The sequence below is a fragment of the Candidatus Methanarcanum hacksteinii genome (genome assembly GCF_964305265.1).
In the GTDB taxonomy this organism is placed as follows: domain Archaea; phylum Thermoplasmatota; class Thermoplasmata; order Methanomassiliicoccales; family Methanomethylophilaceae; genus Methanarcanum; species Methanarcanum hacksteinii.
Genome location: NZ_CAYATA010000003.1, coordinates 492,311 through 508,131, shown reverse-complemented (window position 1 = coordinate 508,131; position 15,821 = coordinate 492,311). Strand labels below are relative to the sequence as shown.

The 15,821-nt window shown below is 47.7% G+C and carries 12 protein-coding genes, 1 tRNA gene and 1 rRNA gene; 11 read left to right on the top strand and 3 right to left on the bottom strand.

Annotated elements, in window-relative coordinates:
* From ACI2NF_RS07415 to ACI2NF_RS07365, 11 genes are all read left to right on the top strand, one after another.
* Positions 1-400 (top strand): 23S ribosomal RNA (locus tag ACI2NF_RS07415); the annotation flags it as partial.
* 118 nt (positions 401-518) lie between these two features.
* Positions 519-1,166: an MBL fold metallo-hydrolase gene (locus ACI2NF_RS07410; protein WP_400196486.1), complete on the top strand. Its 648-nt coding sequence runs from the start codon at positions 519-521 to the stop codon at positions 1,164-1,166.
* Positions 1,166-1,801: an L-threonylcarbamoyladenylate synthase gene (locus ACI2NF_RS07405; RefSeq protein WP_400211288.1), complete on the top strand. Its 636-nt coding sequence runs from the start codon at positions 1,166-1,168 to the stop codon at positions 1,799-1,801. The genes ACI2NF_RS07410 and ACI2NF_RS07405 overlap by 1 nt, the downstream gene beginning before the upstream one ends.
* The gene (gene map / locus ACI2NF_RS07400; RefSeq protein ID WP_400147193.1) at positions 1,794-2,696 is read left to right on the top strand and encodes a type II methionyl aminopeptidase; all 903 of its coding nucleotides are present in this window, start codon (positions 1,794-1,796) and stop codon (positions 2,694-2,696) included. The genes ACI2NF_RS07405 and map overlap by 8 nt, the downstream gene beginning before the upstream one ends.
* 52 nt (positions 2,697-2,748) lie before the next feature.
* Positions 2,749-2,833 (top strand) — tRNA-Leu (locus tag ACI2NF_RS07395).
* Between the two features lie 114 nt (positions 2,834-2,947).
* Positions 2,948-3,883: an ABC transporter ATP-binding protein gene (locus ACI2NF_RS07390; RefSeq protein ID WP_400147196.1), complete on the top strand. Its 936-nt coding sequence runs from the start codon at positions 2,948-2,950 to the stop codon at positions 3,881-3,883.
* A 4-nt stretch (positions 3,884-3,887) separates the two neighbouring features.
* Positions 3,888-4,670 carry an ABC transporter permease gene (locus ACI2NF_RS07385; RefSeq protein WP_400211287.1) on the top strand — a complete coding sequence of 261 codons (783 nt, stop codon included), beginning with the start codon at positions 3,888-3,890 and terminating at the stop codon, positions 4,668-4,670.
* Between the two features lie 188 nt (positions 4,671-4,858).
* Positions 4,859-5,335 carry a 30S ribosomal protein S13 gene (locus tag ACI2NF_RS07380; protein ID WP_400147201.1) on the top strand — a complete coding sequence of 159 codons (477 nt, stop codon included), beginning with the start codon at positions 4,859-4,861 and terminating at the stop codon, positions 5,333-5,335.
* A gap of 13 nt (positions 5,336-5,348) precedes the next feature.
* Positions 5,349-6,014, top strand: a complete 666-nt coding sequence (locus ACI2NF_RS07375; RefSeq protein WP_177971259.1) for a 30S ribosomal protein S4 — start codon at positions 5,349-5,351, stop codon at positions 6,012-6,014.
* On the top strand, positions 6,014-6,400 hold the full coding sequence (locus ACI2NF_RS07370) for a 30S ribosomal protein S11 (protein ID WP_177971257.1): 387 nt from the start codon (positions 6,014-6,016) through the stop codon (positions 6,398-6,400). The genes ACI2NF_RS07375 and ACI2NF_RS07370 overlap by 1 nt, the downstream gene beginning before the upstream one ends.
* A gap of 12 nt (positions 6,401-6,412) precedes the next feature.
* Positions 6,413-7,240 (top strand): DNA-directed RNA polymerase subunit D, encoded by an 828-nt coding sequence (locus ACI2NF_RS07365; RefSeq protein ID WP_400147206.1) that lies wholly within the window; start codon positions 6,413-6,415, stop codon positions 7,238-7,240.
* Positions 7,241-7,285: 45 nt separating this feature from the next.
* On the opposite strand, the gene ACI2NF_RS07360 is transcribed toward ACI2NF_RS07365, so the two are convergent.
* From ACI2NF_RS07360 to ACI2NF_RS07350, 3 genes are read right to left on the bottom strand one after another with little or no spacing between them, the layout of a single operon-like run.
* Positions 7,286-10,699 carry a DNA polymerase II large subunit gene (locus ACI2NF_RS07360; protein WP_400147208.1) on the bottom strand — a complete coding sequence of 1,138 codons (3,414 nt, stop codon included), beginning with the start codon at positions 10,697-10,699 and terminating at the stop codon, positions 7,286-7,288.
* Complete coding sequence (locus ACI2NF_RS07355; RefSeq protein ID WP_400147210.1) at positions 10,699-11,676, bottom strand: NOG1 family protein; 978 nt, start codon at positions 11,674-11,676, stop codon at positions 10,699-10,701. The genes ACI2NF_RS07360 and ACI2NF_RS07355 overlap by 1 nt, the downstream gene beginning before the upstream one ends.
* A gap of 46 nt (positions 11,677-11,722) precedes the next feature.
* Entirely contained in the window at positions 11,723-15,724 is a 4,002-nt protein-coding gene (locus ACI2NF_RS07350; protein WP_400211286.1) for a lamin tail domain-containing protein, read from the bottom strand.
* Positions 15,725-15,821 lie beyond the last annotated feature (97 nt).

Genomic DNA, 15,821 nt, shown 5'->3' with positions numbered 1-15,821 from the left:
TGGCTTGCTACTTCGCTGTCGGCTCTCCCTATCCTGGTGGTGCAGCAGCTGCCAAGGGTGGGGTTGTTCGCCCATTAAAAGGGATCGTGAGCTGGGTTTAAAACGTCGCGAGACAGTTTTGTTGCTTTTTGATGGAGGTGTTGGTACCTGATGAGAAGGACCCTTTAGTACGAGAGGAACAGGGGTTCGTCGCCTCTAGTTTATCAGTTGTCTGACAAGGCAAGCTGAGTAGCCACGCGGTAGTGGATAAGAGCTGAAGGCATCTAAGCTCGAAGCCATCTTGAAAAAGAGGTACCCATAGAACGCTCATAAATGATGAGTTTGATAGAAGTGGGGTGTAAGTACCGAGGTTTTCCGAGGTATTCAGCCCGCACTCACTAAAGTTCTTTTGACGTCGCTGGGGTGTGGTCTAGCAGTTAAACAGGTTGCGTATGAATGATTTCTCATTTCCTCGATTTTATTATTAATTATCTATTAATCAAATATGTTAAATAGGATATGTTTGTACTGTAATTTTGATGACGATTCAACAGATTGAACCTGCATTACTTTACGATTCCAACATCTATCTGATCACTGGATCAAAGGGTGTTGCTCTTATCGATACAGGTACAGGATTCCAATCAGATATCTTGATGAGTCGCATATCAGATACGCTCAATGGACGTAATTTGGATTACATCATCTTAACACACCGTCACTATGATCATGTCGGCGGTGTTTCAGCGGTAACTTCTGTGTATGATCCAAAGATTTACGCAAGCAGATCGGATGCGTCGCCCTTGAGGGCAGGAGATTCCGAATCTACGCTTGGTACCGTCTTTGGCGGACACATTGAACCGATGGACATAATCGACTTCAATGAAGGCGACCAGATCGATCTTGGCGAACATAAGCTCGTTTGTATTGAGACTCCTGGTCACACGATCGGTTCAATATGTATTCTTGATGAGACAACAGGATCGTTATTCTCTGGAGATACATTCATGGTGGGGAGCGTAGGAAATTATTCTCATCCGACTGGTTCGGCTGAGATGCTTATCAATTCTTTGAGAAAGCTGATGGATGTTGATTTCGATGGCCTTTATCCTGGTCATGGTCCGTTCGTCAAATCAAACGGCAAACAATTCTTATTGGGTGCATTACACATAATGGGGGAAGAATGATGCAGATATTGAAGTGCAATGATCAATTGGATCAAGAAACATTGAAGAACATCGGTATTGCGGCTGAAGCTATCAAGGACGGAAAGCTTGTCGTATATCCTACAGAGACAGTATATGGTATAGCTGCAGACATCTTTAACCAAAAAGCGATCAAGAATCTCTACCTTGCAAAGAATAGGCCTTTCGATATGCCGCTTTCAGTAGCAGTCGCAGATAAGGAGATGGTTCAGAATATCGCTGTGATGACAAAGAAGGTCGAGAAGCTCATTGATGCATTCCTTCCTGGTCCACTTACGATCATCACGAAGAAAGATTCCTCTGTATCAGACATCATCACATCCATGTCGCAGAAGGTCGGCATCCGTATCCCTGACAACAAGGTCGCACTCGAGCTCATAAGACAGGCTGAGAGACCGATCATTGCAACATCTGCAAATCTCCACTCCCATCCTGATGCTGTCAACGTCCAGGATGCAGTCAGGGATTTTGGAGAGACTGTCCCGTACTATCTTGATTCTGGGGCATGCACGCTCGGTAAACCATCCACAATCGTTTGGATAATGGATGATGAGGTTGAGATCATACGCCAAGGCGCAATCACGAAACAACAGATTGAGGGTGTTCTCAATGACTAGTCCTACAGATCTTGAGAAGATGCGTAGGGTGGGAAGAGTCTCGGCCAATGCCAGAGAAAAAGGCATGGCGATGGTCGATGAGGGCGTGAAGTTGTTCGATGTCGCTGAAGAGGTCGAAGGCTACATCAGATCACAGGGAATGAAGTTAGCATTCCCATGTAACATCAGTGTCAACGAAGTAGCTGCACATTATACGCCCTCCGTCAATGACAAGACCAAGTTCGAGATCGGAGATGTCGTCAAGATCGATTGCGGTGCTCAATTGGACGGTTTCGTCGGTGACACTGCCGGTACGGTAGAGGTTGGAACAAGAAGGTTCACAGACCTCATCGATGCTGCGCGTGATGCAAGGGATACTGTAATGGAGTTCATTGGTGAAGGGGTACCGATCAACGAGATCGGTGTTGCAGTCGAAGGGACGATCAAGAATCACGGATATGTGCCGATAAAGAACCTTTCCGGCCATCAGATCGAACCATACAACCTCCACGCAGGTCTTTCCATACCTAATTATGACAATGGCGACGATCAGCTTCTGAAGAGAGATATGGTCATCGCTTGCGAACCATTCGCAACGAATGGAGAGGGCCTTATCGATAATGGTAAACCAGGTAACATATGCCGCATAATCAGAGAGATACCGATCGCAGACCCTGTCCTTCAGGATTTCTTCAACTATCTGAAGGAGGAGTTCGCGACATTCCCGTTCTGTGCACGCAGCTGTGACGATCCGAAAGCGGAACAGAAGATCAAATCACTGATCCGTCACGGTCTTGTATCCAGCTACGCCATCCTCATCGAAAAGAAGAAGGGTTGTGTCACTCAATTCGAACACACAGTCCATATCGGCGAGGGAAGAGGAGAGGTGCTAACAATCTCAGATGGTGGTTTCTGATCACCATCTCCCCATAATCTTTATTACCAACTTTATTATCACAGTGAATAAGGCCGAAGTTGCCAAGCCTGGTCAAAGGCGACAGACTCAAGATCTGTTCTCGTAGGAGTTCGCCGGTTCGAATCCGGTCTTCGGCACTCATCATAAATCAAATAAAAAGTCGCAAGTCGCAGTCATCGTGCGTCCATCTATATCGGATGTGCGTGGCTACTAATTCTAATCAAGATCAATGGATGAAACGGAGGTAGTAGATGAGTTCCGCTCAAATCGAGATAGTTAATCTGAGGAAGGAATACAAGGATTTCGTAGCTGTTAACGATCTTACGTTATCGGTCAAGAAGAATAGTTTCACGGGCCTACTTGGGCCTAATGGCGCAGGGAAGAGTACGACATTGAAGATCCTGACGCATCTGATCAATGCAACATCTGGTAACGCATACATCAATGGCATAGATGTGACATCGAACCCCAAGGATGCTTTGGAAGGGATAGGCACTGTCGTAGAGACACCTGAATTCTATTCGTATCTCACACCGACACAGACTTTCCAATACATCGGAAGTATCTTTGGTATGAGGAAGGAGACGATCTCCGCAGAGACCTCAGAGATACTTGCGGACATGAGCATGTCCGAATGGGCCGATAAGAAGATCGGAACATTCTCCAAAGGGATGAAACAGAGGATAGCGTTGGGTCTCGCATTGTTGAACGAGCCTACGGCGATCATCCTCGATGAACCTACATCCGGTCTTGACCCTAGAGGTATGGCCGAGATGAGGAAGATCCTGAAGGATATCAGAGCTAAGAAGGATCTTACGATACTCACAAGTTCACACATGCTCCACGAGGTGAGTGATATGTGCGATCGCATAGCAATGATCAATCATGGCACACTGGTCAAGGAAGGCGATCTCAATGAATTGCTGGGATCCAATAATGCGAGAATGATCACAGTGAAGACCGTAGGAGGTTTCGATGATGCCATGATATCGAAACTATCCGCACTCAGTAACGTATCCAACGTCATGACAAGCGGTAACGTCATCAAACTTTCATTCAAAGGCGATGATGAGGATCAATATCAATTGCTCTCGGAGATGAGCTCTCTCGGCATGAAGGTCTTTAGTTTCAATGAAGAGGATGCTCTCGAGACGATCTATCTCAACATGATCAAGGAGTCGAGGTGATCACATGCCAGATAACAGTCTATGTAAGACAGGGATCATGGAGGATCTGCGCCAGGCATTGATAGTATCGAGGTACGAAGCTTTGAAGTTCCTAAGCGGTTATAAATTGTTGATCTTCGGCATAATAATGATAACATCATTGTTGCTGTTATTGATTGCCAACATCATATTCATGGACGATCCGACAGTGAACTCTGTGTATTCATCGTTCATATCATTCGTATCGTTGTTGGCGCTCCTTGGAGCAACACTGTTCACATCGACCACCCTATCATCAGAATTCGAGGAGAGGACAGCACTTGTTCTGTTCACGAAACCTATCAAGAAATCATCGATATTCCTTGGCAAGATCCTCATAGCATTCGCTCTGAACGTGGCCATATTCGCTATATACTACATCGTGACGACATTGGTGGGACTGATCATAACGCATGATATCTCCATCGACTTATTGGCATCGTTCGGTTATCTCGTGACATACATATTCACATTGACAGGTATCGCCGTGATGTTCAGTTCGCTGATGAAGAAATCAAGTTCCGCATCGATACTCACGTTCGTATTCGTGTTGCTTGTGCCAAGCCTTATCCTCGCGGTGATAATGCTTGCTCAGGATAACATGAATGTCAACGATTATTGGTATTTCCTCGACAGCGCAGCTGCATCCATAACATACTCTGTCACAGGGGATGTCGTCAATGGACCAAGGGATGTGGCAACCATGTTCGTATGGGGGCTGATCCCGATGATCATAGCTTATCGCCATTTTATCAAAAAAGAACTGTGATCATTCGTTCCGGGGCTTCGGCCCCACCCCATCTTTATATATCATTATTGAATGCCAACCATGCCGTAAACTCGATGGCGTATCCAAGATATGCCGTACCGAGAGCACAGCACACGGTCTTTGTCGAGATACGTGAGGCATGATGCTTGGGTAATTCCCAAATAAGGAACATTTACGGAGGAAGAACAATGGCAGACAAAAAGAATGCTAAACAGCAACAACAGGAAGATGAGGATTTCAACTTCATCGTCCGTATCGCTAACAGTGATATTGATGGTCTGAAGAGGACTGTTATCGGCCTCCAGCAGATCAAAGGCGTTGGAAAGAGAGTAGCACAGATCGTTGTCAAGAAAGCAGGCGTAGATCCCGCAGTCAAGATCGGTTCACTCTCAGATGAGGATGTTAAGAAGCTCGAGCAGTTTGTAACGACATATGTCGAGTACGCACCCGAGTGGGCGATCAACAGGCAGCTCGACTACGAGACAGGAGCAGACATGCACCTTATCGGTAACGAGCTCGAGCTCACAAGGAAAGACGATATCAACAGGATGAAGATGATCCGTTGCTACCGCGGTATCAGGCACGAGACCCACCACAAGGTAAGGGGTCAGAGGACAAGGTCCAACGGACGCCACGGACTGACAATGGGTGTCAGCAAGAAATGAGTGAGGCGGTAACATGGGAGATCCTAAATTTTCACGCAGGTCATATGATACACCTTCACACCCTTGGCAGGGTGAGAGGATCAAAGCTGAGGTCGTTCTCGTAAACCAGTACGGTCTCAAGAACAAGACAGAGGTCTGGAAGGCACAGTCCGTCCTTAGGAACTTCAGGAAGCAGTCCAGGGAGCTTCAGGCACGTCTCAGAAGCGGTGATGCACAGGCAAAGATCGAGGCAGATGCACTTCTCAACAAGTGCTCAAAGATCGGAGTCCTCCCTGTAGAGGGTGCAACACTCAACGACATCCTTACGCTCTCAGAGGAGAACATCCTCTCACGCAGGCTTCAGACACTCGTCTTCGAGAAGGGAATGGCAAGCACTGTAGGTCAGGCAAGGCAGATGATCGTCCACGGACACATCTTCATGAACGGCCACAGGGTAACGATCCCCGGATACATCGTCACAAGGTATGAGGAGTCATCCATCATGTATGATCCCGCATCACCCTTCAACGATGAGATGCACCCGATGAGGATCTCTGCAGAGCAGGCAGCTGCAAACGCAGAGCTCAAAGCATCCAAGGAAGCAGAGGAAGCAGCCAAGAAGGCAGCAGAAGCAAGAGCAGATGCAGAGGAAGCAGGAATCACAGCCGACGATGCAGCTAACCAGGAAGGTGACCACTGATGACAGCAAAATGGGGTATCGCTAACATTTATGCAAGTTACAACAATGTGATGATCACACTCACAGACATCACCGGAGCAGAGACGATTACGAAAGCAACAGGCGGAATGGTCGTCAAGACAGCAAAGGATGAGTCATCACCCTACGCAGCACAGAAAGCAGCCGAGAAGGTCGCAGATGTTGCAAAGGAGAAGGAGTTCGTTGGAATTCACGTTAAGGTACGTGCACCCGGAGGAAATGGTTCAACATCTCCTGGTCCTGGAGCACAGGCCGCAATCCGTGCACTCGCAAGGGCAGGTCTCAAGATCGGCCGTATCGAGGATGTCACACCCGTACCACACGATGGTACCAAGAAGAAAGGCGGACGCAGAGGACGCAGGGTCTGAGGAGGCCTGACCATGGAAATCCAGATAGTCGAAATGGCTGAAAGGAAGTGTAAGTTCATCCTTAAAAACTCGTCTCCAGCCATGGCGAATGCTCTTAGGAGGACCATGCTTACCGACATTCCAAAGATGGCGATCGACAAGGTGGAATTCCACCTTGGTCCCATCGATGTCGACGGCAGGGAGTTCGAGAGTATGACGCCCCTGTTCGATGAGATCATCGCACACAGACTTGGTATGGTCCCTGTCCCTACGACAGACATGTTCAACTTCAAGGATGAATGCGTCTGCGGAGGAGAGGGATGTCCGAGCTGTGAGATCATGTACAGTCTCAACAAGAATGGACCGTGCACTGTTCTCTCAGGTGATCTGCAGCCTCTTGGCAGCCAAGATCTCAAAGTCAAGGATGAAGAGATCCCGATCGTGGATCTCGCAGATGGTCAGTCGATTCTCATCTACGCACATGCTGTGATGGGAACCGCAAGGAAGCACGTCAAGTGGCAGGTCGCTAACGGTGTTGGATACAGCTACAGGCCTATCATCACCATCGATGGCGATGTGGATTCGCCTGAGGAGATTGCCGAGGCATGTCCGAAGAAGGTCTTCGATATCACGGATGGAAAGCTTGTCGTAGCACGCAGCGATGACTGTTCTCTTTGCATGACATGCGTCGAGAACTTCAGCAAAGGCGACGGGCCCATAAGTGTCGTCGGTGATGAGAACAACTTCGTTTTCAAATTCGAGACGGACGGTTCACTCACAGCCGAACAGGTCATTGACAAAGCAGTTGAGATCCTTAGCAAAGAAACGAAGGATTTCGCGTCACAGGTTGCATCCTTGTGAATAAACCAAGAGGGCTTCATGCCCTCTTATTTATATTCTCTAGAATCAGAAGAAATCTGATAATTTACACTTCTTCACTTTATCGTTGTTGAAGAGGGAATCCATGCTTATGGATAGGATCTCGACCCTTTCTCTCGTATAATCGGACATACCATACTTCTCGCAGACATCCTGTGATACGCCTAGGTATTTCCTTACGCTCTTCTCATGGACGGTGAGGTTCAGATCATGTCCGCAATTGGTGCAGATGCCACTGAGAGGTATCCTTCTGTATTTGGAGTTGCAATTGGTGCATCTGAACGTCTGAGCTGAGAAACTCCTGAGATTTCCTGCCATATCGGGCATGAAGTGCTTGTCTATGACCTTACTCGCTTCATCCTTCACATCAACAGCACGTAGTTTCTTACCGAGTTCCAACTGCGCGATCATCTTATCGCTCATGGTCTCCAACAGCGTATACGCCGATTTGTACGGACCTTCATTGATGTCATACGTATCATGCGTGAAACCGAATCCTTCGTATTGCAGATTGGTGCCTATGCGACCTCCGACGAGATCCATCAGTTTTTCCACATCCTTGGCATCCTTCAATTGCATCGCAGCTTCATACAATTCTATTGGATATTCCCTCAGACAATCGACGTTGTGTGCCTCCTTGTCGATCTCATTCGGATCCAACCTCGTAGTGAGAACGAGAGGTGTATCCATGAGTCCACCTCTGCTGCTCGGGATGTATACTTTTGAGAAGTTCAACAATCCATCCAACAGGAGCATGATACAATCCTCATCTCCGTCACAATTCCTTCTCTTCCCTGCGTGGAAGAACGGGTGCCCCATGCATCCGCTGGCCTTCGTATATCCGATGAGGCGACACAATATGCCTCCGGACGTGTGCGGCGCAAGACCCACTGTCATATGGCCTATCATGTCCGTCGGAGTCTCAACGTTATAGTATCTGGGCATCTTGTAGAATCTCTCAAGGAGATCATCCACGAATGTCGCTACTTTGACAAGATGTGCTCCGCATTCCACATTGGGGATGACATCCTGTACCTTCAATTCGCATATCTGGTCGCCATCTGTAAGCGGCTCCCCATTCCAATCATGCGTGTATCCGAGTTGATGCGCCTTCTCGATGGGAAGGCCGATCTCCCTCGGTTTGAAATGAGTTATCGGTATGTCGGTCATATCGAAACGAACAGTGCCGTCCTTGTAAGTGGTCAGATTGTTCCTCGCTCTGAGGATACCCTTCTCAAGAGGTTCGGGGGTCTTGATGATGGATGTGAAGTTCTCTATGGTCTTCACATCGTTTATGTCCTTCAATCCGAGATAATCCATGGCATCGCGGTATTCTTGTCTGATATCCACAGGAATGAGGGGTCTGTCGAACTTATCCACATCTTTAGCATCAGGTGGTAGTTCGGTGTGAACATTGCATTTCCTGCACCATGAACGGAAGGTCTTCTCCCCGCATCTCGGGCATGTCCTCTCAGCATAATCGATCAACAGTCCATTCTTATTGGCCTTGATACCAACGGCCTTCAATTGGTCAGCCGTCATGAATCTAGCCTTATCTTGAGTGGACATAGCCTCCTTCAAGGATTTCTTGATGCATGGTGCATCGGTCACCGCGAACAATCCGTTGCCGAATGCAGAATTGCCGCTGCTCCTGTCCTTTGCCTTCTCAGGCCTACCCATCCTTGTACCGATCCTCGTGCGGGCCCTTGCACGCACCTCTATGCCCATGGCATTGCTGACCGCTGTAAGCGAATCCTCTCCGTCGAATGCACTTCTTTCGACGATCTCTCCATCTGCGATATCCAATCCGAGTCCGTAGATCAAAGGTATCGCATATCTTTCGATGATTATGTGTCCATCACGTACTTTGTGCAGTGCACCTAGGTCCTCCAACGTCCTCTTGTCAACAGATGCTTTGGGGATGCTCAGTTTACCGTCTGTGAAGGCACCGTTGTTAAGGATGTCGTTCCTCAATCCCTTCAGTCTATCCACGTCGACATCGAACCAGAACAAGTTGTAATCAGGATGTAGCGGGACACCTAAGGTCCTTGACATCTCGAGTGCGCGATCCCATGTAGGGTGTTCCCAATCGTCTGGAAGATCCCCCTTCTTTTTCAATTCGAGTTTATGCCATTCGATAGGATAACCAGGCGGTACGAGGAAGTGGTTGTTCTCACAGAACTCGCCGAACGGTACAAGTATCTCTCCCGTATCGGTAATCTCGGCAATATCCTTCCTTACAGCCAAAGCCTCCTCTTTGGTGTTGCATTGGACGAGGTCCCCATTCTTCAATACGACGATAGGCCCTTCCAACTTATCGCATGGTGTCACTACACACGCTTTACCTGGTCTCTCGATCTTCAATTGTGTTCCAAGAGCAGGGAACTCATCCAAGATGAACATACTTGCCGGCGAATAGGCCAATGATGCCAATCCTGATGTCCTTGCTCTTCCATATCTGAGTCTGAACGCTCCCACTCTTGAAGGATAGCCGAATATCGGACGTCCAGCGACTATATCCTTCAGATATTTATCCGCCGGTTTCAACACCCTGCCCTCAGTATTGGAGCTTGTGGATGTCCCTTTCCCTTTCAGATATTCGTCAAGGAATTCCCAACCTTCGAGTTTGAGTTTATCAACGTGCTTCTTGATCTTCGGGGCCTTTTGACAGAGTCCTTCTGCAACGACGAGACATGCTCCTCCTCTGACCCTGTTCGTATCCAATCTCGGCAGATCCCTGAATCCTGAGATCTCCATCTGTTCGGTCCCTTCACCATCTATGCATATCGGACATTTCCCGACGATGAGTTGGATCTCCTTCGGCGATGGTGTGTATTGGAGGTGTTGACATTGTTTGTATAACGGGATCTCTTCGATGAAACGATTGATCTCTGCATCAGTTGGTATGTATTTTCCGATACCGACCTCTTGTCTGACGACATCGGCGATTAGAACGCTCATTGCCTGTGCGGTACCTCCCGCGGCACGAATCGGACCTGCGAATACGAGATCTATATATTCGCTGCCATCCGCATTCTTCTTGATCTTCGTGTCCGCAAGACCTTCCAATGGAGCAACTAACACACCTTCTGTAAGAACGGCAAGACCTACCCTTATCGCTCTATCGATGGCCAATTCAGGTCTTTCCGCAGGTCTTTTGGCAACCTCTTTGGCAACCATCAGACATACCAATTCCCTATTCTTGTATTCGTCAGTGAGCCTTCTGATGTCGTCGGCTATCTCGCCTACGTGATAATCTGCGAGAAGTTTCTCACAACGTGATGCAAGGTCCTCAGCTTGAGGTATCTCGACGAACGTTTCCGTATCACGTCCTAGGGCCCTTGCTCTCTCTGCAACATCGTAGCATTCGTTACATTTGGAGAGCATACTTTTGAAGTATTCATCCATCTCTTCGCTGTACGCTACTTTACGTGCAGGCATTATTCTTCCTCGAACCTGATCTTCCGGAGTTCGTCAACTATGGTCTTGCGAAGGATATCCATGTTCTCGCCAGTCTCTGCTGAGAAGTGGATGTTGTCGCTATCGGTCGTCATGATGTCGCTCTTACTCTCTGCGACGATGATCGGTATGCCTTCGAATCCTCTCTTTATGGAATCGAGCAGTGCAAGCTGTTTCTCCATGCTGTATCCGCATGTCTCTGACGGATCTATGACGATGATCATGACATTCGTGAGATATCTGAGTGCAAGGATAGCTTGTTTCTCAATGGCATTCCTCTCATCGATGCTCCTGTCAAGGAGACCAGGGGTGTCGATTATCTGATATTTCCTCCAATCATCGTCCATGTGACCGATCACTATGCCCTTGGTAGTGAACGGGTATGGGGCGATCTCCGGTGTTGCGCTGGAGAGTGTCGACACGAGTTTGCTCTTCCCTACATTTGGGAATCCTGCGACGACCAGCGTAGCTACATTGGAGTCGACTGCGGGCAATGCCCTGAATTTGTTCTTGCATTCCTGAAGGAACTCAAGTTCGTTCTTGACTTGTCTGATGATCGAGGAGAGCCTGCCATAGAACGCACTCCTTACGGAATCGATGACTGAACCATCCTTGGAGCGTCTAACGTTCCTGAGTGCTTCTGTTTTTATCTTCTCTGTCTTGTTCGCGGCCCAATTCATGGCGCCGAGCGATTTCTTGTACTTGTCAATGCCTATTACCAAGTCTACCAATTCTGGGAAGAAATCGTCATCCTTCTCGATCCTCGGAAATTTGTTGACATATCCGACGAACGTATCTTTGACGATATCTCCTGAAGCTGTTATCTTGGCCAAAGTGGTCTTCTTCTTGGTATCGAGGGCATTTGTACCGTTGACGGTTATCTTGGATGCCCTATGGAATGCCTTGTCGGTCAATTCCTCTGCTGAGAGGACTGTTGGGATTCTGTAGGACTTTGCCATATCCCTCCCTATATATTCCCTGTTCTTAAATGGATTGGGTTGGATTTCAGCCTCTTTGGAATTGCATGCTGATGAGCTGCAGATCGCAATGTGCGCCTTTCGCTTTATCGATCTTCTTCGGTATTATCTCGATCGGACAATCCTCGATGGCGATGCATGCCTCCAATCTCCAATCCATGTCCTCAGAACCAAGGACGGTGAACAGGCTGGATATATTGGCACCGAACGACACTCCTACGATGAGCTGGTCACCTGTATATTCAAGGAATCTAGGTGCACTTATGCCGGTATATACAGTGGTACGGAGGTACGTGTCATTGCACACGATATCGAACGGGTCAGAACACTCAGGTGCATTGATGAACGATCCCAACAATCCTGTCTGATCTATGAGCCATTTCAATCCATCCTCTATGAGTTCGGACCTCATATCGAGGGCAATCCTTGTACCAAGATGCTGTGTGTTCGCTAGATCAGTGAGCTCCAACTCTATGAAAACAGCAGCGCTGACAAGCATCTTTGCGATCTTCTCGATCACCGTATCTATGAAGATCTCCAGCATCTTCTTCAGGAATTCGGCTATGTCATCGACATTCCTCAGATGATTGCCCATCCGATACAACGCCTCCTCTCCTGATGAGATCAAACTATCGATGATGAAGGTCTTCGTTATGGCATCCGTCTTGATGATCGTTCCATTGCTCTTACCGGGGCTCCCTTTCTTGAACACCCATGAGGTGGAGCCATCGGATGACCTCTGCCATGTCCTATCGTCATTGTAACTGTCGCTCTTCCATGGTGTGGAATCTATGATGTTCTCATCCGGATCATACAACGTGATGGATTCTCCATTGTGATTGCCTGTCCTGCCTGAATTCTTGAGTGCCTGTCCGCTGAAATAGAATGCCTTCTTCTCCATCGGCTTGATAGTTCCTGACAATTCTATGCATTTCGATTCATTGCTTCCCGGGACCAATCTGTATCCCGTCAGATCGATCGTGGTTCCAGATGCATTGTACAGTTCAACGAACTCCTTCCCATTATCCTTTCCAGGCGGATTCGACTCGAACTCATTGATCATGAGCCCGGTCTTCAGAGGTACATTGTATTTGAGTTGGACGCCCATATCGAAACTGCCTTTGACACCCGGTATCGGAAGAGGGATGTTCTTGAGCATCGGACCTACTGCAGGTATGTCTGACACTCTCGTCTCCACAACATCATATTGTATTATCTCAGGTATCGTCGCTGTGAACCCGACCCCTCTGATATTTCCTGTGGCATTGAGGATCTTCTTACTGAATTTCATCAACGGGTCGATGGTCATCTTGACCATCCAATCGTTCGATACGATCTCACCATTCCCTTTGAACATCAGCCCTGTCTTCTTATTGTGTTTTAACTCGACTCCCGCTTTGATCGAGGTATCCCCAAGATCGGCCTTCATGGTGAGTTTGCATAGTGATTTCGTTGCCTTGGTGAGCGTAGCGGCTCTGAATTCCGCAGTCAGGGACATACCGCAATATGCGACAGTGAACGATTGATATCCGAGACCTATGTCGAATGATGTCTCAAGCAGCGAAGATATGCTGCTCTCGACGAAACTTTGTATCCTGTTCATCGGTTCCATTATCTTGTCGTAGAATCCCTCGACGATCCTGGAGACGTACGCACTAGCTTCGATTATCGCAGTGCTACAGAGTTCCGATAGTTGTTTGAGTGCCTTGAAGATATCTCTGAGCGGTTCCAATAGAGGTTCTATCAGATCCATCAACACTTTGACGGCTTCATTGACGATATCTGTGCTCGAAGTATACCTGACACCAGCCAGTGCCCATCCGCTTATACACGTTATATCGAATTTCATATCTACGGGGATATCGCCTCTGATGTTCGCATCACACCATCCAAGGGCCATCAATACGGATGATGCAGATTCTACGGAATAGCCGATGTTAGCTTTTACCGATATCGAGAACACCGTCGTATACGGGCTGAGGGAGAAACTTGAGAGATCTATGTTGTGTATGCATTTCGATGCATTGTTCCTAGGCGGTGTGATCTTCACTTTGATGTCGTAGTCATCCTTAAGTTTGATATGCTCCACAAAGGTGTTGCCGTTCTTGTCGGACAATCTGTACGAGTTGTTCATATCAAGATCCATCATGCCTGATTTGGTGTTGAGATCCTGGTATCTCACGATGTCATGGATCATTCTCTTAGAGAGTGAGGTAAAGGCATCGGATACAGTCTTCGATGACATCGTAGCCTTCAACGTCAATTTCAATAGCAGCTTGATATTGCCGTTGTTCTCCTCAGGTATGTGCGTCAGAACACCCTTCAATAATGATATCCTATTGTCTATCTCATACCCTATGCCAGAATACGCATCCGCATAGGCCTTGGAACCTAGAACATCGTCGCATAACGACTCGATCACGGATTCATCGAGTATAGCGTAGTTCTTCGAATTCAGAGTGTCCTTTATCTTCGCTTTGATCAACGCCCTATCCTTCGTATGGACGGAATTCAGGTCGAATATCGATGATCTGTTGTCTTCGAGTTTATTGAACAATGCGATATAGGAGGGACTGTAGAATGTACTCCTATCCACCAAAGACACCATCGTACTCCTTATTCTATCCAATCCATCCGAGAGTGCCCTATCTATGGAATCGGAGAGTAGTGCGTAATATGTAGTATCATCGAAGGCATCGCACCTCACTTTGATGGAACCGAGGTTTCTACAGACATCTGCGGTAGCACCATTCAGTATGTTCTTCATCCTTTCATCTACCATTCTTACCGAGAGGATGCCGTCATCGAGGAAGTTGCCCCATCCCTTCCATGAGAATATGTCGATGCCCGGGGATTCTATGTAAATCTCGAAGGGCTCTATCTCGATGGTGTCCTTGCCGATATCATACGCCCCTCCATCCACCGTCAATCTCAATCCATGGTTGCCTATGTATCTGTAATCGGATTCACCGTATCCGTATTTCTTCATTATACTGGATATGTAATGTTGTGACGATGTCAGGTCCTTTCCGATTATCGTTCCGATGAGGGATCTCAGGGCATGTTCTGTGACGTCATCGACCTTATCGAGGAAATCCATGGCATCATCCATAAGGAAGAATTCAAGCCATCTTCCCACCAATTGGTCTGCAACCGCGGTTATCGATTGCGATACTATCTGAGAGATATCGATCTCGAAGTAACCATCCTTGGATATCATGTACTCGGCTGCATCGATATGCTCATGGGCATTCAGATCCGAGGAACCGTCGCCCGTCGTTCTAAAACATAAGGATTCCACTATGGACAACGAGTTCCTGAACGATTCCTTCACATCCTCTTTCGTGATTATCGATTCCGTTCCCTTATCGCCATTCGATGATATCGCACCGTAACCATTGATCACTCTATGTTGTGCCAGAGATGACAATTGATAGGTCATGAGGTCAGTAAGGACGGATGAGTTGCCGGATGATGAGAGTTCGAATCTGGTGATGTTATCCACGATGAATGGTAGCCCAGAGGTCCCGTCTGCAACGACAGGTATCCTCTTCACGGTCTTACTTGTAGGTGTCGCATACTCAACATCAGCATATCCAGAGGTTCTGAGGTAACAGGGTTTCGTACCACCGATCAATTCGTCAGTGGACAGTCTGAGGTTCTCTACGGTCAGGCCGATATCATGCTCAACAAGGGATGCGGTCACTCCCTTATCCACCAATGGGAATGCTTTCCTCATCCATGCGTTCGAACGTTCTTTGAAGGCATCTATCCTTTTCAGAAGGTTACCTCCATTCGGATCCGTACTGATCTCGTTGATTATCCTCCCGAGTCCGGACCCTATGTATCTCTCCGTATCATCTATCGCCTCTTCCACGGACATCAGCTCACTTATGATGTTATCCGTCGAATCATTGACGTTCTGTATCTCGGCATAGACTATTCCAGATATCGAACAAATGAGGAGTAGCGTTACAGCGATCATCGCGAACGGCATCTGTCCTCCCCTTGAACCTCTGAGCGCTCTCATACCACATCCATCGTCGGGGATGGGTGATATAGTGGGGCAGTTACAGTTAGCAGGTTAGTATCGACCGGCCTTAATTTTCTTATAATATAATGCGACG